A 20,442-nucleotide genomic window follows, 5' to 3' on the forward strand; every position below is an offset into this window, starting at 1 on the left:
GCGACGCCGAGGCACCACACCAGGATCAGCGCTTGAAGGCTGTCGACTGTTGCTGCAATTGGGCGAGCTCGACTGGTGCATCGGTCTTGCTGGCCCACAGGCTTTGGGCATAGCCGGTGGTCACGACGCCAAGGCCAAACAAAATGACCAGAATCCATAGTAAATCCGGTTTGCGTTTCATCGATTACCCCCCAAAGGCATATCTACACGATGACAGCAGCGGTTTCCGTTTATAGGCCGTGCAGCAGCGTCAAGCTTTAAAGGCCGGCATTTTGCGACAACGTGAACCGCTGCGCAAATGCTGACGTCAACCGACTGTCGGTTTGTCATAAAATCGCCGACAAGCTGCTCAATCACCTCGCAAGGAGCAACAGACATGGCCTACTGGCTGATGAAATCCGAGCCCGACGAACTCTCGATCAAAGGACTGGAAAAACTCGGCAGAGCGCGCTGGGACGGGGTTCGCAACTATCAGGCCCGCAATTTCCTGCGGGCTATGGCCGTGGGGGACGAGTTCTTTTTCTATCATTCCAGCTGCCCCGAGCCTGGTATTGCCGGAATCGGCAAAATTGTCGAAGCCGCGTATCCGGACCCGACGGCACTGGAGCCGCAGAGCCATTATTTTGACCCGAAGGCCACCCCGGACAAAAACGCCTGGAGCGCGATCGATGTCGCGCATGTCGAGACCTTTGCCCGGGTGCTGAAACTGGATTACCTGAAACAGCAGACGGCGCTGGCGGAGTTGCCGCTGGTGCAGAAAGGCTCGCGGCTGTCGGTGATGCCGGTGACGGCGGAGCAATGGGCGGCGGTGATTGCTTTAAAACCTTGAGTCATTTATCGCTTGGACTGGCCTCATCGCGAGCAAGCTCGCTCCCACAGCGTTCTGCAGTGGATATGTAATTGTGCTTCAACACAAATCCACTGTGGGAGCGAGCTTGCTCCGGGCGGCGTTCCGACGATGACGCCAGCTCAAGCAATAGAAGTCTTACTGAATAATCAGGTTGTTGAACAACAAATCCTCAACCACCGGCTTACCGGTTTCATCATTCATGATCTGCTGGGTCTGCTTCAGCGCTTCCTGACGCAGTTTTTCCTTGGCCTCGACGTTGTTCATCGTCTCGGTAGTCTGCTGGGCGAACAGCGCGACCAATTGATTGCGGATCAAAGGTTCATTGGCCTTTACCGCTTTGGCCGCCTCGTCACCGGTCACCCGCAACGCCACATCGGCCTTGTAGACCTTGAGTTTCGGCGTGCCGTCCAGCCCGTAGTTACCCACGAACGGCGGGCTCAGGGTGATGTAACTGACCTTCGGAGCTGCATCTTCTTTGGCTTCTTCGGCCACCGCTGTCACAGGCAGAGACAGGGCCAGCATCAACATGATCCACGCTTTCAAAATTCGCTCCTTATCCGGTTTGCGGCCTAGCATAACGACCCGTCACGCCAGCACAAGCTTATGGCTGACTATCAGGGCCAGGCATGCTCGTTGACCCATCAACTCTCACACCTACACTTATCGGCCATCACTCTCAAAGGAATAGCCCTGATGAAAGCCGTGCTGTGCAAAGCCTTCGGCCCTGCCGAATCGCTGGTGCTGGAAGACGTCGCCAGTCCTGTCGCGAAGAAGAATGAAATCCTGCTGGACGTGCACGCTGCCGGGGTCAACTTCCCTGACACGTTGATCATCGAGGGCAAATACCAGTTCAAGCCGCCCTTCCCGTTCTCTCCGGGTGGCGAAGCGTCCGGTGTGGTCAGCGCTGTAGGTGAAAAGGTCAGCCACTTGAAAGTCGGTGACCGGGTCATGGCCCTGACCGGCTGGGGCAGTTTTGCCGAACAGGTCGCCGTGCCAGGCTACAACGTGTTGCCGATCCCGTCGTCCATGGACTTCAACACCGCCGCCGCCTTCAGCATGACCTACGGCACCTCGATGCACGCCCTCAAGCAGCGCGGCAACCTGCAACCTGGCGAAACCCTGCTGGTGCTTGGCGCCTCCGGCGGTGTCGGCCTGGCGGCGGTGGAAATCGGCAAGGCCATGGGCGCCCGAGTGATTGCCGCGGCCAGCAGTGCAGAGAAACTCGCCGTGGCCAAGGCCGCCGGCGCCGACGAACTGATCAACTACAGCGAAACCAGCCTGAAGGACGAAATCAAGCGCCTGACCGACGGCCAGGGCGCTGACGTGATCTACGATCCAGTGGGCGGCGACCTGTTCGACCAGGCCATCCGCGCCATTGCCTGGAACGGCCGTCTACTGGTGGTCGGCTTCGCCAGCGGGCGCATCCCCGAATTACCGGTGAACCTGGCGCTGCTCAAGGGCGCAGCAGTGCTCGGCGTGTTCTGGGGCTCCTTCGCCCAACGCCAGCCACAGGACAACGCTGCCAACTTCCAGCAACTGTTCGGCTGGTTTGCCGAAGGCAAGTTGAAACCGCTGGTGTCGCAGGTTTATCCATTGAGCAATGCGGCGCAGGCCATCAATGATCTTGGCCAACGCAAGGCGGTCGGGAAGGTTGTTGTGCAGGTTCGCTGAGCGAGGCAAGCGATCTGGACTTCGAAAGAAGTCATTCAGATCGTTTTTCATTGGTACGTGGATCAAAGCAACTGGCGAAGATCCTCAGGTAAAAAGCTCATGTGTTACGAACCAGTCGCCAGTCAGGGCCGCGCGACATTCGCCTGGTCAGACTTCGATTTGCAGCGCTTGAGCCGCGCCTCCAGATTCCGGTCTGGCATGGCGTGGCTGCGCAGGGCGTGCGCGGTCTGCTCGACATAATCGCGAGTGGTGCCGTAGCGCCCGCAGGCGTTTTCGAACACATGGCTCAGCACATGGTCCGGCAGGTTGCCGGCATAGCTGGGCAGATGTCGCTCCAGCACAAAGCCCAGGGCCTGTACCTGGCTGCCATCTTCGAGACGGCAGTTGAGCCAGTGCGGGCGGTAAGAGGGGAATGGCATTTCGCGCTGCCATAGCGCATACAGCGAGGCCTCAAGCTGCTCTTCGGGCAAGCGATAGGCGAAACCGCTGCAAGAACCGCCGCGATCCAGGCCAAACACCAGGCCGGGCATTTCCGGGGTGCCGCGATGTTCGTGGGACCACAGGTATAACCCGCGATGGTAGCCATGCACCCGGCCGCGAACCCGTTCCACCGCCGTGCATTCAGGGCGCCAGATCAGTGAACCATACGCAAACAGCCACACCGGCCCGCCCTTGTGGCGTGCCATGGTCGATTGCATGGAGCTGAGCAATTGTTCGTGAGTGAGCTGCGGCCCCAGATCGAGCCGCGGAGGGTAAGCCAGATTCAAGAAAGCAGATTCAATGGCGCTCATGGCAACAGTTGTTCGGCCCCGCAAGCATTACAAAATGTAATGCACTATTAATGTAATAGAACATATAGCAGTAAAGGTAAAACGAAAAGTGATAAAGGACGTTTGCCTGACTGTTTATATACCCTAACGGCATTCCGCAAATATCTTAAATACCAGAATGAAATATGCATAAGCATTGAGTTCTTCCGGGAATAAAGCCGCTTATCAGAAACGTCCTACCCCCCCTTCAGATTTACCGCCTTCTGGCCTCCATCGGGCGTCGCGTATAACGGCCACACAGGCGCAAGCCAGACTGCCTTTACAGGGGCCACCGATGAAAAAACCATGGTTTTACGCAGTGCTGTTGATGGCCTTGGCGCCATTGGCGCTGGCACAGCCCGCAAACTCAAAGGACACCGGCTCCTGGTATTTGCAGACCAGTGTTTATACGAAGCACTATTCGCCCGACCCCAGGCACAACAACAATCAGGATCTTATTGGCCTTGAACGTATCGACGCGTCCGACTGGCTGTTTGGCGCTGCCACTTTTCGCAATTCGTACGGTCAGCGCTCACATTATGCCTACGCGGGTAAACGCTACGAAAACGCCTCCTATCCCGTGTATATCAAACTCACGGGCGGCCTGCTGGAAGGCTACCGTGGCAAACATAAGGACAAGATCCCCCTGAATCGCTTCGGGGTCGCACCGGTGATCATCCCCTCACTGGGCGCACATTACGGTCCGGTGGCAGCCGAGCTGGTGTTGCTCGGCTTCAACGCCGTCATGGTGACCACTGGCGTGCGCTTCTGATCCCACGCTGACCTACGAGCGTGGCGCGTAGGCAAAAACGTCGGCGCGCATCTGATGCGCATCCATTCCCGCTTCCACCAGCGCATCCAGCGTGCCGTAGACCATGGCCGGAGAGCCGCTGGCGTACACATGCAGCGGCTTGAGGTCAGGGAAGTCTTCACAGACCGCTTCATGCAACATGCCGCAACGCCCTTCCCAGCTGCATTGATCGCTGACGACCTTGTGCAGGAACAGGTTAGGCAACTTCAGCCATTCGTCCCAATGCTCGACTTGATAAAAGTCTTCTGGACGACGCACGCCCCAATACAGATGCACCGGATGCTTGAAACCCGAGGCCCGGCAATGTTCGATCAGGCCGTGGATCTGGCCCATGCCGGTGCCAGCAGCGATCAGCACGAGAGGACCGTCCGGCAACTCTTCCAGGTGGGTATCGCCAAATGGCAACTCGACCCGCACCATGCTGTTGCGCTGAAGCTGTTCGATCAGACCCAGCGCACTGGATTCGCGCGCCAGTACGTGGATTTCCAGGTCGCGCCCCGCATGCGGTGCCGAGGCGAGGGAGAAGGCAGACTTTTCGCCGTTCTCGCGTTCGATCATCAGGTACTGACCGGCGTGATAGCGCGGCGGTTTACCCGCCGGAGCCCGCAGACGCACGCGCCAGGTGTCGCCGCCCACGTCCTTGCACTCAATGACCTGACACGACACGCTGCGCACCGGCAGTTCTCCCAGGGCGAGCACGCCATCCCACAGCACGATGCAGTCTTCCAGCGGCTCCGCTATGCAAGTGTAGAACTCGCCATGATCACGCACATTGCCGGCCTGCTCGACCCGGCCTTCCACCAGCAGCGCCGCGCACACGTGGCAATTGCCGTTGCGGCAGCTTTGCGGGCATTCGTAGCCCAGACGGCGTGCGCCATCGAGAATCCGCTCGCCGGGCAATATCTCAAGCACTGCTCCGGAGGGCTGCAAGGTTACACGCATCAATCTATTCCTAACTGATTCCAGATGGCATCGATCCGCTGGGTCACGGCATCGTCCTTGACGATGACCCTGCCCCACTCGCGAGTGGTTTCGCCCGGCCATTTATGCGTGGCATCGAGGCCCATTTTCGAACCCAGGCCGGACACCGGCGAAGCGAAATCCAGGTAGTCGATCGGCGTGTTGTCGATCATCACCGTGTCGCGCTTGGGGTCCATGCGCGTGGTGATGGCCCAGATCACGTCGTTCCAGTCCCGGGCGTTGATATCGTCGTCGGTGACGATAACGAACTTGGTGTACATGAACTGTCGCAAAAACGACCAGACACCCAGCATTACCCGCTTGGCGTGGCCCGGATACGACTTCTTCATGGTCACGATGGCCATGCGGTACGAGCAGCCTTCGGGCGGCAAGTAGAAATCGGTGATCTCCGGGAACTGCTTCTGCAGGATCGGCACGAACACTTCGTTCAGCGCAACGCCGAGAATCGCCGGTTCATCCGGTGGACGGCCGGTGTAGGTGCTGTGGTAGATCGGTTTGATCCGGTGGGTGATGCGCTCGACGGTGAATACCGGGAAGCTGTCGACTTCATTGTAGTAACCGGTGTGGTCGCCGTACGGGCCTTCATCGGCCATTTCGCCCGGATGGATCACGCCCTCGAGGATGATTTCGGCGGTGGCCGGCACTTGCAGGTCATTGCCGCGGCATTTCACCAGCTCGGTGCGGTTGCCGCGCAACAGGCCGGCGAAAGCGTATTCGGAAAGGCTGTCGGGAACCGGGGTCACGGCACCAAGGATGGTCGCCGGGTCCGCGCCCAATGCCACGGATACCGGGAACGGCTGGCCGGGATGCTTCTCGCACCATTCGCGGTAATCCAGCGCGCCGCCACGGTGGCTGAGCCAGCGCATGATGACCTTGTTGCGACCGATCACTTGCTGACGATAGATGCCGAGGTTCTGGCGATCCTTGTTCGGGCCTTTGGTGACGGTCAGGCCCCAGGTGATCAACGGGCCAACGTCGCCCGGCCAGCAGGTCTGCACCGGCAACATGGCCAGGTCGACGTCGTCGCCTTCGATGACCACTTCCTGGCACACCGCGTCCTTGACGACTTTCGGCGCCATCGAAATGATCTTGCGGAAGATCGGCAGCTTGGACCAGGCATCCTTCAGGCCTTTCGGTGGCTCGGGTTCCTTGAGGAACGCCAGCAGCTTGCCGATTTCGCGCAGTTCGCTGACCGCCTCGGCGCCCATGCCCAGCGCCACGCGCTCGGGGGTGCCAAACAGGTTGCCGAGCACGGGAATGTCATAACCGGTAGGTTTTTCGAATAGCAGGGCCGGGCCCTTGGCGCGCAAGGTGCGGTCGCAGACCTCGGTCATTTCCAGTACTGGGGACACCGGAACCTGGATGCGCTTGAGTTCGCCGCGCTGTTCCAGGCCGCTGATAAAGTCGCGCAAGTCGCGATACTGCATGCGTGAGCCTCGTGTTGGCCGTGGCGTTCGGGGCAGGCAGTTTAGCGCCGAACCCTTCAGTTCAGAACCACGAACTGCCACCTGATCAAAAATCGGATAGCAAAAAGCCGGGTTTCCCCGGCTTTTTGTGCCTGTTCGACTTACTTGCGTTTCATCGACAGGAAGAACTCATCGTTGGTCTTGGTCGTTTTCAGCTTGTCGACCAGGAACTCGATGGCAGCGATTTCATCCATCGGATGCAGTAGCTTACGCAGAATCCACATGCGCTGCAGCTCGTCGTCGGCGGTCAGCAACTCTTCGCGGCGGGTGCCGGAACGGTTGATGTTGATGGCCGGGAACACGCGCTTTTCAGCGATACGACGATCCAGCGGCAGCTCCATGTTGCCAGTGCCTTTGAATTCTTCGTAGATCACTTCGTCCATCTTCGAGCCGGTTTCTACCAGCGCGGTGGCGATGATGGTCAGCGAGCCGCCTTCTTCGATGTTCCGCGCGGCGCCGAAGAAACGCTTCGGTTTCTCCAGGGCGTGGGCATCGACACCACCGGTGAGCACTTTGCCGGAGCTCGGGATCACGGTGTTGTAGGCGCGGGCCAGACGGGTAATGGAGTCGAGCAGGATCACCACGTCCTTCTTGTGCTCGACCAGGCGCTTGGCCTTCTCGATCACCATTTCGGCAACCTGCACGTGGCGGGTTGGCGGCTCGTCGAACGTCGAGGCAACCACTTCGCCGCGCACGGTGCGCTGCATCTCGGTCACTTCTTCCGGACGCTCATCGATCAGCAGTACGATCAGATGAACTTCAGGATTGTTACGCGCGATGTTCGCCGCAATGTTCTGCAGCATGATCGTCTTGCCGGCTTTCGGCGGAGCAACGATCAGACCGCGCTGGCCTTTACCGATCGGGGCGCACAGGTCGATGACACGACCGGTCAAGTCTTCGGTGGAACCGTTGCCGGCTTCCATCTTCATGCGCACGGTCGGGAACAGCGGAGTCAGGTTCTCGAAGAGAATCTTGTTTTTCGCGTTTTCCGGACGGTCGAAGTTGATGGTGTCGACCTTGAGCAACGCGAAATAACGCTCGCCTTCCTTCGGAGGACGGATCTTGCCAACGATGGTGTCACCGGTGCGCAAGTTGAAACGACGGATCTGGCTCGGCGAGACGTAGATATCGTCTGGACCTGCGAGATAGGAAGCGTCAGCGGAGCGCAGGAAGCCGAAGCCGTCCTGGAGGATCTCCAGCACGCCATCACCGGAGATTTCCTCACCGCTTTTCGCGTGCTTCTTGAGCAGGGAGAAAATCACGTCCTGCTTGCGCGAACGGGCCATATTTTCTATGCCCATCTGTTCGGCCAATTCGAGCAGTTCGGTAATCGGCTTTTGCTTGAGTTCAGTCAGATTCATATAGGAATGACGTAATCATTTATGGAGGGGGGAAATTAAGCTTTTGGCTTAATGAGGCCGCGCCGCGGAGAAGGCGACAGGATCGCGTACTTATTCGAAAAGGAGTGCGTCGGCGACGGCTAGCAGGGGGCAATGGAGAAACCAGTGCGGGGCCGAATGTACCACCTGAGTTTAGGAGCGTCTAGCCCTGAATACGCAAAAAGCCCCGCTATTTGCGGGGCTTTTTCAGGACACTTTGCAGCGACGCTTAGATGTTGGCGTCGAGGAAGGCAGCCAGTTGCGACTTCGACAGTGCGCCGACCTTGGTCGCTTCAACGTTGCCATTCTTGAACAGCATCAGCGTCGGGATACCGCGCACGCCGTGCTTGGCCGGGGTTTCCTGGTTTTCGTCGATGTTCAGCTTGGCAACGGTCAGCTTGCCTTTGTAGGTCTCGGCAATTTCGTCCAGAACAGGAGCGATCATTTTGCAAGGGCCGCACCACTCAGCCCAGTAATCGACCAGTACAGCGCCTTCAGCCTTGAGTACGTCGGCCTCGAAGCTAGCGTCGCTAACGTGTTTGATAAGATCGCTGCTCATGGAATTCTCCAGGGTTGTAAGCAAAAAAACGTGGCCCATCATAGCGGTCCTTCCCTCGTTCAGGAAGGTGCAGATGATTGAGTCTCGCTATGGTGTTCCATGAGTTTGGGTATAGCCCAGGTCACGCCGTGGCGGGAGCGACGAAGGCGATGCCGGTGCGCAACGCCGCGTTACGCACATGCTCGCGCATGGCTTTCTGCGCGGCGCCAGAGGCTCGGCGAGCCAGCGCGCGAAGTATCTTGCGGTGTTCCTGCCAGGTTTCCATGGCCCGCTCGGCCCGGATGAACGGTAACTTCTGACTCTCAAGGAAGATGTCGGCGCTGGCAGTCAGGATACTCAGCATCGCCTGATTGCCGCTGGCCAGCAGGATGCGGCGGTGGAATTCAAAGTCCAGCCGCGCCGCCGCTTCGAAATCAGCGGCCTTCAGTTCGTTGCGCATGGCGGCGACATTGTCTTGCAGCGCATCGAGTTCATCGGTGCTCAAGGTCACGGCCGCCAGCCCCGCGGCAAACCCCTCCAGCGCGTAGCGCAACTGGAAAATATCCAGCGGCGAAGCCTGCGCCGCGAACGGCCAGCCCGGCACCGCTTCGCCCCGCGGCAGTTCCATCGGCGATTGCACGAACACGCCTTTGCCCGGCTGGATACTGATGACGCCCAGTGCACTCAACGATGACAACGCCTCGCGCAACGACGCCCGACTGACCCCCAATTGCACCGCCAGGTCCCGTTGCGAAGGCAAGGCATCCCCCGGCCCGAAGCCCTGTTCGGTAATCAGTTTGCGGATGGCTTGCAGCGCCACTTCAGGTACGGCGCGAGAGATCGAGTTCATGGTTTTCCAGACGAACCAGGCCAATGTGCGCTCAGTTGTAAAGCTATTCGCGACGCCCGGCAAGTCGTGCCCCATGGGGGTTCGGTGCTTTTCACGGCTGCGCCATCGGGGTGCGAAACGCAACCTGACTGTTCAGACCAGTAAGACCGTACGACGCCAGCAAAACCGCGCCCTGGCATCCTCAAAACCCCATGTTGGCATGGCCCATGCTCTGTCGATCCGCAGAAATCACTTCTTGCCGATTCGGAGATTTGCCATGACCCAGCGTTACAGCGCCCTCCTCGCAGCCTTGTTCGCCAGCCTGATGCTGAGCCAGGCACCCGCCCACGCCGACGGCCTGGAGGATGTGGTCAAGCGCGGCGTCCTCAAAGTCGCTGTGCCCCAGGACTTCCCGCCCTTCGGTTCGGTCGGCCCGGACATGCAGCCCCGCGGCCTCGATATCGACACCGCGAAACTGTTGGCCGACCAGCTCAAGGTCAAACTCGAACTGACCCCGGTCAACAGCACCAACCGCATCCCCTTCCTCACCACCGGCAAGGTCGACCTGGTGATCTCCAGTCTCGGCAAGAATCCGGAACGCGAAAAGGTCATCGACTTCTCCCGCGCCTACGCGCCGTTCTACCTCGCCGTGTTCGGCCCACCAGACGCCGCCATCAAGACCCTGGACGACCTCAAGGGCAAAACCATCAGCGTCACCCGCGGCGCCATCGAAGACATCGAACTGACCAAAGTCGCCCCCGAAGGCGTGACCATCAAGCGTTTCGAAGACAACAACTCGACCATTGCCGCGTACCTGGCCGGGCAAGTCGACCTGATCGCCAGCGGCAACGTGGTGATGGTGGCGATCTCCGAGAAGAGCCCTAAGCGCGTGCCTGCGTTGAAAGTGAAGCTCAAGGATTCGCCGGTCTACGTCGGCGTGAACAAGAACGAGCCGGCGCTGCTGGACAAGGTCAACCAGATCCTCGTGACCGCCAAAAGTGACGGCGCACTGGAAAAGAACGCCCTGACCTGGCTGAAAGAACCGTTGCCGGCCGATCTCTGATTCGGCGCGCTGGAGACGTTTTATGGCTTATCAGTTCGATTTCCTGCCGGTGGTGAACAACACCGACCTGTTGCTGCGCGGTGCGCTGTTCACCCTTGAGCTGACCGCCATCGGCGCCGTGCTCGGCGTGGGGCTGGGCATCGTCGGGGCGCTGGTGCGGGCGTGGAATATCCGGCCTTTCGCGGGTTTTTTTGCGGTCTACGTCGAGTTGATCCGCAACACGCCATTTCTGGTGCAGTTGTTTTTCATCTTCTTCGGCTTGCCGTCCCTGGGCGTGCAGATTTCCGAATGGCAGGCGGCGGTGCTGGCGATGGTCATCAACCTCGGTGCCTATTCGACCGAGATTATCCGCGCGGGTATCCAGGCAATCCCCCGGGGTCAATTGGAAGCCGCGGCGGCGTTGGCGATGACACGTTTCGAAGCCTTCCGTCACGTGGTGCTGCTGCCGGCGCTGGGTAAGGTCTGGCCAGCCCTGAGCAGCCAGATCATCATCGTGATGCTCGGCTCGGCGGTGTGTTCACAGATTGCTACTGAAGAGCTGAGCTTCGCGGCCAACTTCATTCAATCGCGCAACTTCCGCGCTTTTGAAACCTACGCCCTGACCACGCTGCTGTACCTGTGCATGGCGCTACTGATCCGCCAGTTGCTGAACTGGATCGGGCATCGGTTTATCGCGAGGGACAGCCAATGAGCGATTTCACCTTCTGGGACATCGTGCGCAACCTGCTCACCGGCCTGCAATGGACGCTGGCGCTGTCGCTGGTGGCGTTCATTGGCGGCGGGCTGATCGGCTTGCTGATCATGGTCATGCGCATCTCGGATAAATCCCTGCCGCGCAGTTTCGCTCGCACTTACATCGAACTGTTCCAGGGCACGCCGCTGTTGATGCAGCTGTTCCTGGTGTTTTTTGGCGTGGCTCTGGCCGGGGTGGAGATTTCGCCGTGGATGGCGGCGGCAATCGCACTGACGCTGTTCACCAGCGCTTACCTGGCGGAGATCTGGCGCGGTTGCGTCGAGTCGATTCCCAACGGCCAGTGGGAAGCCTCATCAAGCCTGGCACTGAACCCGCTGGAGCAACTGCGCTACGTGATCTTGCCGCAAGCCCTGCGTATCGCCGTGGCGCCGACCGTGGGCTTCTCCGTGCAGGTGGTCAAAGGCACCGCCGTCACCTCGATCATCGGTTTCACCGAACTTACCAAGACTGGCGGCATGCTCGCCAACGCCACCTTCGAACCCTTCATGGTCTACGGCCTCGTCGCTCTCGGCTATTTCCTGCTCTGTTATCCCTTGTCGCTCAGTGCGCGCTACCTGGAAAGGAGACTGCATGCCTCTGCTTAGAATTTCCGCCCTGCATAAATACTACGGCGATCACCATGTGCTCAAAGGCATCGACCTGAGTGTCGAGGAAGGCCAGGTGGTGGCGATCATCGGCCGCAGCGGTTCGGGCAAATCGACCTTGCTGCGCACCCTCAACGGCCTGGAGTCGATCAACGACGGCGTGATCGAAGTCGACGGCGAGTACCTCGACGCCGCCCGCGCCGACCTGCGCAGCCTGCGGCAGAAGGTCGGGATGGTGTTTCAGCAGTTCAACCTGTTCCCGCACCTGACCGTGGGCGAGAACGTCATGCTCGCGCCGCAAGTGGTGCAGAAAGCACCAAAAGCCAAGGCCGCCGAACTGGCGCGGCAGATGCTGGAGCGGGTCGGGCTGGGGGAGAAGTTCGATGCCTTCCCGGATCGGCTGTCCGGTGGTCAGCAACAGCGGGTGGCGATTGCCCGTGCTCTGGCGATGTCACCGAAAGTGCTGCTGTGCGATGAAATCACCTCGGCCCTGGACCCGGAGCTGGTCAATGAGGTGCTGAGCGTGGTCCGACAACTGGCCAGGGAAGGCATGACGCTGATCATGGTCACCCACGAAATGCGCTTCGCCCGGGAAGTGGGGGACAAGCTGGTGTTCATGCACCAGGGCAAGGTGCATGAAACAGGCGATCCGAAGGTGTTGTTCGCCAATCCGCAGACGGCGGAGCTGGCGAATTTCATCGGGACGGTTGAGGCGGCGGGCTGACCCCCCCCCGCCACAGGGTTGTGTTGGATCAAGGCTTTGAACACTGCGCGTTGGCGCCAGCCTTTGATCGTGGCACGATGTCGGGGTTATCGACCGAGACTCCTGACCATGCCGCAATCCCAAGCCAAGAATCTGTCCCTGATCGCCGCAATCGACCTGGGCTCCAACAGCTTTCACATGGTCGTGGCCAAGGCCCAGAACGGTGAAATCCGTATTCTCGAACGTCTCGGGGAGAAGGTTCAGCTGGCCGCCGGCATCGACGAAGAGCGCCATCTCAATGAAGAATCGATGCAGCGCGGGCTCGACTGCCTCAAGCGCTTCGCCCAACTGATCAGCGGTATGCCCACCGGCGCCGTTCGCATCGTCGGCACCAACGCCTTGCGTGAAGCCCGCAACCGCGCCGAATTCATCCGTCGCGCGGAAGAAATCCTCGGCCACCCGGTGGAAGTCATTTCCGGTCGTGAGGAAGCGCGCCTGATCTACCTCGGCGTGTCCCACACCCTCGCCGATACCCCGGGCAAGCGCCTGGTGGCCGACATCGGCGGCGGCAGTACCGAATTCATCATTGGCCAGCGCTTCGAACCGCTGCTGCGCGAAAGCCTGCAGATGGGCTGCGTCAGCTACACCCAGCGCTATTTCAAGGACGGCAAGATCACCCCGGCCCGTTACGCCCAGGCGTACACCGCGGCGCGACTGGAGATCATGAGCATCGAACACGCCCTGCACCGCCTGACCTGGGATGAAGCCATCGGCTCCTCGGGCACCATCCGCGCCATCGGTCTGGCGCTGAAGGCTGGCGGTCACGGCACCGGCGAGGTCAATGCCGAAGGCCTGGCCTGGCTCAAGCGCAAACTGATCAAGCTCGGCGATGTCGAGAAAATCGATTTCGAAGGAATCAAACCGGATCGCCGGGCGATTTTCCCGGCCGGCCTGGCAATCCTCGAAGCGATCTTCGACGCCCTCGAACTGCAACGCATGGATCACTGCGAAGGCGCCCTGCGCGAAGGCGTGCTCTATGACCTGTTGGGCCGTCATCATCACGAAGACGTGCGCGAGCGCACCCTCACTTCGCTGATGGAGCGCTACCACGTCGATCAAGAACAAGCGGTACGGGTCGAGCGCAAGGCCCTGCATGCGTTCGATCAGGTGGCCGCAGACTGGGATCTGGAAGACGGCGTCTGGCGCGAACTGCTCGGCTGGGCGGCCAAGGTCCATGAAGTGGGCCTGGACATTGCTCACTATCAGTACCACAAGCACGGCGCCTACCTGATCGAGCACTCCGACCTCGCCGGGTTCTCCCGCGAAGACCAGTTGATGCTCGCGCTACTGGTGCGTGGCCATCGTCGCAATATTCCCAAGGACAAGTTCGCCGAGTTCGGCGACGACGGCATCAAGCTGATTCGCCTGTGCGTGCTGCTGCGCTTTGCGATCCTGTTCCACCACATCCGTGGCACCCAGCAAATGCCACAGGTGGAACTGAACGCCTATGGCAATAGCCTGGAAGTGGTATTCCCGGAGAACTGGCTGGACGAAAACCAACTGACCCAGGCCGACTTCGAAATCGAAGCGCAATGGCTGACCCGGGTCGACATCGTGTTGAGCGCTCGCTGAAATTGAAAAAGGCCTTCTTCCGAAGGCCTTTTTTGTCTGCGATTCTGCAATCGCCACTAACCCTGTGGGAGCGAGCTTGCTCGCGATGGCGGCCGGTCAATCAACACATCATTGCCTGACACTCCGTCATCGCGAGCAAGCTCGCTCCCACAGGTTGCAGCCGTTACCGGACAGCCAGAATCGGGCTGCCCAAACGCTCCAGTAACGTAGCCTGGGCGCTGCGCGGGTTCTGGTTGCCGGTCGGTGTGTTACGGATGTAGCGACCGTCCGACTGCAGGCTCCAGCTATGGGTGTTATCGGTCAGATACAACTCCAGCTCTTTCTTGACCCGCATGATCAGCTTCTTGCCTTCCACCGGGAAGCAAGTCTCGACGCGCTTGTCGAGGTTGCGCTCCATCCAGTCGGCACTGGACAGGAACATCTGCTCCTCGCCACCGTTGAGGAAGTAGAAGACCCGGGTGTGTTCCAGGAAGCGGCCGATGGTCGAACGCACATGGATGTTGTGGGAGACCCCGGCGATGCCCGGCCGCAGGCAGCACATGCCACGCACCACCAGATCGATGCGCACACCTGACTGGCTGGCCTTGTACAGTGCACGGATGATCTTCGGATCGGTCAGCGAGTTGAACTTGGCGATGATGTGCGCCGGTTTGCCATCGAGGGCGAACTGGGTTTCACGGGCAATCATGTCGAGCATGCCCTTCTTCAGCGTGAACGGCGCGTGCAGCAATTTCTTCATGCGCAGCGTCTTGCCCATGCCGATCAACTGGCTGAACAGTTTGCCGACGTCTTCGCACAAGGCATCGTCGGAGGTCAGCAGGCTGTAGTCGGTGTACAGGCGGGCGTTGCCGGCGTGGTAGTTACCCGTGCCGAGGTGCGCGTAACGCACGATTTCACCCGCCTCGCGACGCAGGATCAACATCATCTTGGCGTGGGTCTTGAAGCCCACCACGCCGTAGATCACCACCGCACCGGCCGCTTGCAGACGGCTGGCCAGTTGCAGGTTGGACTCTTCGTCGAACCGCGCACGCAATTCGATCACCGCCGTGACCTCTTTGCCGTTACGCGCCGCATCCACCAGCGCATCGACGATTTCCGAGTTGGCACCGGAACGGTACAGCGTCTGGCGCACCGCCAGTACGTGCGGATCCTTGGCGGCCTGGCGCAGCAGGTCAACCACCGGGGTGAACGACTCGAACGGGTGCAGCAGCAGGATGTCCTGCTTGCTGATCACGCTGAAAATGTTCTCGCTGTTCTGCAGCAGTTTCGGAATCTGCGGGGTGAACGGCAGGTATTGCAGTTCGCGCTGGCTGTCGAGGCCGGTGATGCTGAACAGCCGCGTCAGGTTCACCGGACCGTTGACCTGATACAACTCCGACTCGCTCAGGTTGAATTGCTTGAGCAGATAGTCGGACAGGTGTTTCGGGCAGGTGTCAGCCACTTCCAGACGCACTGCGTCACCGTAACGACGGGAGAACAACTCGCCGCGCAAGGCACGGGCCAGGTCTTCTACATCTTCGGAGTCCAGCGCCAGGTCGGCGTTCCGGGTCAGGCGGAACTGGTAGCAGCCCTTGACCTTCATACCCTGGAACAGGTCATCGGCGTGGGCGTGGATCATCGACGACAGGAACACATAGTTGTCGCCTGCGCCGCCGACTTCTTCCGGCACCTTGATGATGCGCGGCAGCAGGCGTGGCGCCGGGATGATCGCCAGACCGGAGTCGCGACCGAAGGCGTCGATACCTTCGAGCTCGACGATGAAGTTCAGACTCTTGTTCACCAGCAACGGGAACGGGTGCGTCGGGTCGAGGCCGATCGGGGTGATGATCGGCGCGATCTCGTCGCGGAAATAGCGGCGGACCCAGGTTTTGAGCTTGGTCGTCCAATTACGGCGACGGATGAAGCGGACCTGATGTTTCTCCAGCTCCGGCAACAGAATGTCGTTGAGGATCGCGTACTGACGGTCGACGTGACCGTGCACCAGTTCGCTGATGCGCGCCAATGCCTGATGCGGTTGCAGTCCGTCGGCACCGGCCTGTTCACGGGCGAACGTGATCTGCTTCTTCAGGCCGGCGACACGAATTTCGAAGAACTCGTCCAGGTTGCTGGAGAAGATCAGCAAAAACTTCAGCCGCTCCAGCAATGGGTAGGACTCGTCCAGCGCCTGTTCCAGCACGCGGATGTTGAACTGCAGTTGCGAGAGCTCGCGGTGGATGTACAGGCTGCTGTCATCCAGACCGGGAATGGCCACCACTGGCGCTGGCGCTGGCGCAGCGGTTTCGACGACCGGTGCAGGCGGAGCTGGCTCCAGCTCCGGCGGGGTCTCGTCGACTTGCTCCACCACAGGTTGAGCGTCTTTTACGGCAACTTCAGTGAGTACTTCGGTATTCATCGAATGTTCCTGGGAGGGCTATTTTTGCTCTCGTAACAATTGAGCGGCACGAACGGCAAAGTACGTCAGGATGCCATCAGCCCCTGCACGTTTGAAAGCGGTCAGGGACTCGAGGATAACCCCTTCGCTCAACCAGCCATTCTGGATCGCCGCCATGTGCATGGCGTATTCGCCGCTGACTTGATAAACAAACGTCGGCACTTTGAATTCTTCTTTTACCCGGCACAGGATGTCCAGGTACGGCATGCCTGGCTTGACCATGACCATGTCTGCACCTTCTGACAAGTCCGCCGCCACTTCGTGCAGGGCTTCGTTGCTGTTGGCCGGGTCCATCTGATAGGAGGCCTTGTTGGCCTTGCCCAGGTTCAGCGCCGAACCGACCGCATCGCGGAACGGGCCGTAATAGGCGCTGGCGTACTTGGCCGAGTAGGCCATGATCCGCACGTTGACGTGACCGGCCAGCTCGAGGGCTTCGCGGATCGCCTGGATGCGGCCGTCCATCATGTCCGATGGCGCCACGACCTGGGCGCCGGCTTCGGCGTGGGACAGCGCTTGCCTGACCAGTGCGTCGACGGTGATGTCGTTCTGCACGTAGCCTTCTTCATCAAGGATGCCGTCCTGGCCGTGGGTGGTGAACGGGTCCAGGGCGACGTCGGTGATCACACCCAGCTCAGGGAATTGCGCTCGCAGCGCACGGGTGGCGCGCTGGGCGATGCCTTGCGGGTTCCACGCTTCTGCGGCGTCCAGGGACTTGAGTTCCGCTGGCGTCACCGGAAACAGTGCCAGCGCCGGAATCCCCAATTCGACCCACTTGGCTGCTTCTTCCAGCAACAGGTCGATGGTCAGGCGTTCGACGCCCGGCATCGAAGCCACCGATTCACGACGGTTTTCACCGTCCAGTACGAATACCGGCAGGATCAAGTCATCGACGGTCAGGACGTTTTCACGGACCAGACGACGTGAGAAATCGTCACGACGGTTGCGGCGCAGGCGGGTTGCGGGGAACAAACGGTTGGCGGGGGTAAAGCTCACGGCAGACTCCTGAGCCCGCAGACGTGCGAGCGTGACAGTTATAAGCGGCCATTATGACGAACGTATGACAGTTATGTGCACGCTGCGACAGGTAGCCGCATTCCATTGTCGTTGTAGGAAATGTTCACGTCGAGACACATTTGGACACTTTCCTGAATGTGTCCGAAGGGGTAGGCTGCGCGTTCATTTCGCCAGCACCCAGACAATGCTCCAACAATTTCTGCATGACTTCGGCTATTTTGCCCTTTTCCTAGGCACGTTCTTCGAAGGCGAAACCATTCTGGTGCTCGCGGGTTTCCTCGCGTTCCGTGGATACATGGACATCAATCTGGTGGTGGTCGTGGCCTTCTTCGGCAGCTATGCCGGCGACCAACTGTGGTACTTCCTGGGACGCAAGCATGGTCGCAAGCTGCTGGCGCGCAAACCGCGCTGGCAATTGATGGGCGACCGGGCGCTGGAACACATTCGCAAGCATCCCGACATCTGGGTGCTGAGCTTCCGCTTCGTCTACGGTTTGCGCACGGTCATGCCGGTGGCCATCGGGTTGTCGGGTTATCCGCCGGGCCGCTACCTGCTGCTCAACGGAATTGGCGCGGCGATCTGGGCCGCCGCATTGGCGGCGGCCGCGTACCATTTCGGCGCCGTGCTCGAAGGTATGCTCGGCAGTGTGAAGAAGTACGAACTCTGGGTGCTCGGCGCCCTGCTGGTCCTGGGATTCGTGCTATGGCTGCGCCGGCGCTTCAAGAATGCCCGCCTGGCCAGGCAGGTCTACGCCGACGAGCAAGCAGCCATGAAGGCCGAACGCGCCAAAATCGAAGACCCTACGACGCCAATCGAGTAATGCGGTTTCTGCAACAGTAGAGACCGATGCCGCTCAACAGGCTGTAACTGAGCAGGCCGACCCAGCCCACCGCGCTGGCTGGCCACAACCCCACCATCGGGGCCAGCCATACCAAGGGCAGATTCGACGCCAGCCGCATCCACTCCAGCTTCAACGCCCACGGGCGATTCTCCAGGGCCACGCCCAGCACAAACAGACCGAACGCCACCGCTCCCCAGCCCAACACCAGGGCAGTGACCGGCAGCTTCGGCTCAAGATTCATCAAGTAGCTGCCCAGCGCGATGTAGACGCAGAACTGCAACAAGACGTAGCGCTGCTGACGCCCGTCCAGCGGCACCTCGAATTTGCGGAACTGGCTCAGGTCCGGCTTGTTCATCGGGTATTTGGCCGCCACGTCCGCCGGGCGCCAGCCGGTACGCATAAACCAGATCCGCAGCTTGTCCCGGGTACTTTCGGTACGCCGTGCATCTGCCCACAACTGCGCGTAGAACTGCACGTTTGCCCACACGGGATTCCAGCTCGCCAGCGGTGTGGTCACACCGAAGATCACCGGCTCGTTGTCGTCTTCCTCCTGGAACGAGCCGAACAGTCGGTCCCAGATAATGAACACGCCACCGTAGTTGCGATCCATGTAGAGAGCGTTCTGTGCGTGGTGAGCCCGATGATTGGACGGCGTGACAAAGAACCATTCGAACCAGCCAAGCTTGGGAATGTGCCGGGTGTGCACCCAGAACTGGTAGAGCAGGTTCAGCGCCGCGACGCTGACGAACATCAGCAGCGGCACGCCGAACACGGCCATCGGCAGATAGAAGATCCAGCTCAACAGGAATCCGGTACTGGTCTGGCGCAACGCCGTGGACAGGTTGTAGTCCTCACTCTGGTGATGCACCGAATGGGCGGCCCAGAGGATATTGCGCTCATGGCCCATGCGATGCAGCCAGTAGTAGCACAAGTCATAGAAGACAAAGGCGAACACCCAGACCCACACGCTGTCGACCGACAGTTCGAACAGCGCCAGGTACTTGAGGGCGAACGCGTAGGTCACCAGCCCCACGCCTTTGGTCAGCAGCCCTGTGGTGGTCGACAGCACGCCGGTGCTGATGCTGTTGATCGCGTCCGCCACCCGATAATTACTGACCCCGCGCCAACGGTCGGCCAGCAGTTCGATGGCGATCAGCACAAAGAAAAACGGCACTGCATACAGAATGAAGTCCATGACGCGCCCTGACCGGAATCTTGAGGACAGATGCTATGTGTAGCCGTGAATTAACCCTATGGCAACGAGTGACAAATTAGTGGACATTTAACGCCATGAATCTGGAGAAAAGCCCATGAGCAAAAAAGTTGCAGTGATCCTTTCCGGTTGTGGCGTGTACGACGGCGCCGAGCTCCACGAGAGCGTCATCACCCTGTTGCGCCTGGACCAGCGTGGTGCCCAGGTGCAGTGTTTCGCACCGAACATTGCGCAGTTGCATGTGATCAATCACCTGACCGGCGAAGAAATGCCTGAATCGCGCAACGTGCTGGTGGAGTCGGCACGGATAGCCCGGGGCAACATCAAGGATATCCGTGATGCGAACGTCGATGAGTTCGATGCGCTGATCGTGCCCGGCGGCTTCGGCTCGGCCAAGAACCTGTCCAATTTCGCCATCGAGGGCGCTGGCTGCACCGTTCAACCGGATGTCCTGGCACTGACCGAAGCCTTCGCCGAGGCCGGAAAACCGGTGGGGTTGATGTGTATATCCCCTGCCCTGGCGGCAAAGATCTACGGCCCAGGCGTCACCTGCACCATCGGCAATGACACCGACACCGCTGCCGCGATGAACAAGATGGGCGCCACCCATGCCGATTGCGCGGTCAGTGACATCGTCGAGGACAAGGCACGCAAACTGGTGAGCACACCGGCTTACATGCTGGCGCAGAGCATCAGCGAAGCCGCATCGGGGATCAACAAGCTGGTCGACCGGGTACTGGAACTGACCCACGAAGACGACGCCTGACACTATTCAAAACTGTGGGAGCGAGCTTGCTCGCGATGGGGCCAGCACATTCAACATAGATGTTGCCTGTAAGGCCGCTATCGCGAGCAAGCTCGCTCCCACAGGGT

21 protein-coding genes are annotated in these 20,442 nt (G+C 59.9%); 10 read left to right on the top strand and 11 right to left on the bottom strand.

Features of this window, described 5'->3' with window-relative positions; translation table 11 throughout:
* Positions 1 to 25 precede the first annotated feature (25 nt).
* A complete protein-coding gene (locus KGA81_RS04035; protein ID WP_007978897.1) occupies positions 26 to 181 on the bottom strand; it encodes a hypothetical protein in 156 nt (51 codons plus the stop codon).
* 195 nt (positions 182 to 376) lie between these two features.
* Between KGA81_RS04035 and KGA81_RS04040 the strand changes: the two genes are divergently transcribed.
* Positions 377 to 829, top strand: a complete 453-nt coding sequence (locus tag KGA81_RS04040) for an EVE domain-containing protein (protein ID WP_223544677.1) — start codon at positions 377 to 379, stop codon at positions 827 to 829.
* Positions 830 to 985: 156 nt separating this feature from the next.
* Here the strand turns inward: KGA81_RS04040 and KGA81_RS04045 are convergent, their stop codons facing one another.
* On the bottom strand, positions 986 to 1,393 hold the full coding sequence (locus KGA81_RS04045) for a flagellar basal body-associated protein FliL (protein ID WP_218431642.1): 408 nt from the start codon (positions 1,391 to 1,393) through the stop codon (positions 986 to 988).
* A 150-nt stretch (positions 1,394 to 1,543) separates the two neighbouring features.
* Between KGA81_RS04045 and KGA81_RS04050 the strand changes: the two genes are divergently transcribed.
* Positions 1,544 to 2,521, top strand: coding sequence for an NADPH:quinone oxidoreductase family protein (locus KGA81_RS04050; protein WP_223544678.1), 978 nt, complete (start codon positions 1,544 to 1,546; stop codon positions 2,519 to 2,521).
* A 122-nt stretch (positions 2,522 to 2,643) separates the two neighbouring features.
* Here KGA81_RS04050 and KGA81_RS04055 read toward each other — a convergent pair whose 3' ends face one another.
* Positions 2,644 to 3,312 (bottom strand): gamma-glutamylcyclotransferase, encoded by a 669-nt coding sequence (locus tag KGA81_RS04055; RefSeq protein WP_223456517.1) that lies wholly within the window; start codon positions 3,310 to 3,312, stop codon positions 2,644 to 2,646.
* Positions 3,313 to 3,625: 313 nt separating this feature from the next.
* Between KGA81_RS04055 and KGA81_RS04060 the strand changes: the two genes are divergently transcribed.
* Positions 3,626 to 4,102 carry a sn-glycerol-3-phosphate transporter gene (locus KGA81_RS04060; protein WP_263293228.1) on the top strand — a complete coding sequence of 159 codons (477 nt, stop codon included), beginning with the start codon at positions 3,626 to 3,628 and terminating at the stop codon, positions 4,100 to 4,102.
* A gap of 12 nt (positions 4,103 to 4,114) precedes the next feature.
* Here the strand turns inward: KGA81_RS04060 and KGA81_RS04065 are convergent, their stop codons facing one another.
* The 5 genes from KGA81_RS04065 to KGA81_RS04085 all read right to left on the bottom strand — a co-directional run bounded on the left by KGA81_RS04065 (position 4,115) and on the right by KGA81_RS04085 (position 9,355).
* Positions 4,115 to 5,083 carry a CDP-6-deoxy-delta-3,4-glucoseen reductase gene (locus tag KGA81_RS04065; RefSeq protein WP_223544679.1) on the bottom strand — a complete coding sequence of 323 codons (969 nt, stop codon included), beginning with the start codon at positions 5,081 to 5,083 and terminating at the stop codon, positions 4,115 to 4,117.
* Complete coding sequence (ubiD, locus tag KGA81_RS04070; protein WP_108217171.1) at positions 5,083 to 6,549, bottom strand: 4-hydroxy-3-polyprenylbenzoate decarboxylase; 1,467 nt, start codon at positions 6,547 to 6,549, stop codon at positions 5,083 to 5,085. Before ubiD ends, KGA81_RS04065 begins: the two co-directional genes overlap by 1 nt.
* Before the next feature lie 140 nt (positions 6,550 to 6,689).
* Positions 6,690 to 7,949, bottom strand: coding sequence for a transcription termination factor Rho (rho, locus tag KGA81_RS04075; protein WP_057712815.1), 1,260 nt, complete (start codon positions 7,947 to 7,949; stop codon positions 6,690 to 6,692).
* Positions 7,950 to 8,196: 247 nt separating this feature from the next.
* Positions 8,197 to 8,526 (bottom strand): thioredoxin TrxA, encoded by a 330-nt coding sequence (gene trxA / locus KGA81_RS04080; protein WP_003206727.1) that lies wholly within the window; start codon positions 8,524 to 8,526, stop codon positions 8,197 to 8,199.
* Between the two features lie 121 nt (positions 8,527 to 8,647).
* Positions 8,648 to 9,355 carry a FadR/GntR family transcriptional regulator gene (locus KGA81_RS04085; protein WP_223544680.1) on the bottom strand — a complete coding sequence of 236 codons (708 nt, stop codon included), beginning with the start codon at positions 9,353 to 9,355 and terminating at the stop codon, positions 8,648 to 8,650.
* A 256-nt stretch (positions 9,356 to 9,611) separates the two neighbouring features.
* On the opposite strand from KGA81_RS04085, the gene KGA81_RS04090 reads away from it, so the two are divergent.
* The 5 genes from KGA81_RS04090 to ppx all read left to right on the top strand — a co-directional run bounded on the left by KGA81_RS04090 (position 9,612) and on the right by ppx (position 14,070).
* Positions 9,612 to 10,397, top strand: a complete 786-nt coding sequence (locus KGA81_RS04090) for a transporter substrate-binding domain-containing protein (protein ID WP_223544681.1) — start codon at positions 9,612 to 9,614, stop codon at positions 10,395 to 10,397.
* Between the two features lie 22 nt (positions 10,398 to 10,419).
* Positions 10,420 to 11,088 carry an amino acid ABC transporter permease gene (locus KGA81_RS04095; RefSeq protein ID WP_223544682.1) on the top strand — a complete coding sequence of 223 codons (669 nt, stop codon included), beginning with the start codon at positions 10,420 to 10,422 and terminating at the stop codon, positions 11,086 to 11,088.
* Positions 11,085 to 11,735: an amino acid ABC transporter permease gene (locus KGA81_RS04100; RefSeq protein WP_108217176.1), complete on the top strand. Its 651-nt coding sequence runs from the start codon at positions 11,085 to 11,087 to the stop codon at positions 11,733 to 11,735. Before KGA81_RS04095 ends, KGA81_RS04100 begins: the two co-directional genes overlap by 4 nt.
* Positions 11,722 to 12,459: an amino acid ABC transporter ATP-binding protein gene (locus KGA81_RS04105; RefSeq protein ID WP_204929655.1), complete on the top strand. Its 738-nt coding sequence runs from the start codon at positions 11,722 to 11,724 to the stop codon at positions 12,457 to 12,459. Before KGA81_RS04100 ends, KGA81_RS04105 begins: the two co-directional genes overlap by 14 nt.
* 108 nt (positions 12,460 to 12,567) lie before the next feature.
* Positions 12,568 to 14,070: an exopolyphosphatase gene (gene ppx, locus KGA81_RS04110; protein WP_223544683.1), complete on the top strand. Its 1,503-nt coding sequence runs from the start codon at positions 12,568 to 12,570 to the stop codon at positions 14,068 to 14,070.
* A 163-nt stretch (positions 14,071 to 14,233) separates the two neighbouring features.
* Here ppx and ppk1 read toward each other — a convergent pair whose 3' ends face one another.
* The gene (ppk1, locus tag KGA81_RS04115) at positions 14,234 to 16,462 is read right to left on the bottom strand and encodes a polyphosphate kinase 1 (protein ID WP_223544684.1); all 2,229 of its coding nucleotides are present in this window, start codon (positions 16,460 to 16,462) and stop codon (positions 14,234 to 14,236) included.
* A gap of 18 nt (positions 16,463 to 16,480) precedes the next feature.
* Entirely contained in the window at positions 16,481 to 17,494 is a 1,014-nt protein-coding gene (hemB, locus tag KGA81_RS04120; protein WP_223544685.1) for a porphobilinogen synthase, read from the bottom strand.
* 205 nt (positions 17,495 to 17,699) lie between these two features.
* On the opposite strand from hemB, the gene KGA81_RS04125 reads away from it, so the two are divergent.
* Positions 17,700 to 18,335, top strand: a complete 636-nt coding sequence (locus KGA81_RS04125; RefSeq protein ID WP_223544686.1) for a DedA family protein — start codon at positions 17,700 to 17,702, stop codon at positions 18,333 to 18,335.
* Here KGA81_RS04125 and KGA81_RS04130 read toward each other — a convergent pair.
* Positions 18,316 to 19,551 (bottom strand): sterol desaturase family protein, encoded by a 1,236-nt coding sequence (locus KGA81_RS04130; protein WP_223544687.1) that lies wholly within the window; start codon positions 19,549 to 19,551, stop codon positions 18,316 to 18,318. The two genes, KGA81_RS04125 and KGA81_RS04130, sit on opposite strands and share 20 nt — an antisense overlap.
* Before the next feature lie 115 nt (positions 19,552 to 19,666).
* Here KGA81_RS04130 and elbB point away from each other — a divergent pair, with 115 nt between their 5' ends.
* A complete protein-coding gene (elbB, locus tag KGA81_RS04135) occupies positions 19,667 to 20,335 on the top strand; it encodes an isoprenoid biosynthesis glyoxalase ElbB (protein WP_108217183.1) in 669 nt (222 codons plus the stop codon).
* Positions 20,336 to 20,442 lie beyond the last annotated feature (107 nt).

Origin of the sequence: Pseudomonas sp. A-B-19, from assembly GCF_019947515.1 — a bacterium.
In the GTDB taxonomy this organism is placed as follows: domain Bacteria; phylum Pseudomonadota; class Gammaproteobacteria; order Pseudomonadales; family Pseudomonadaceae; genus Aquipseudomonas.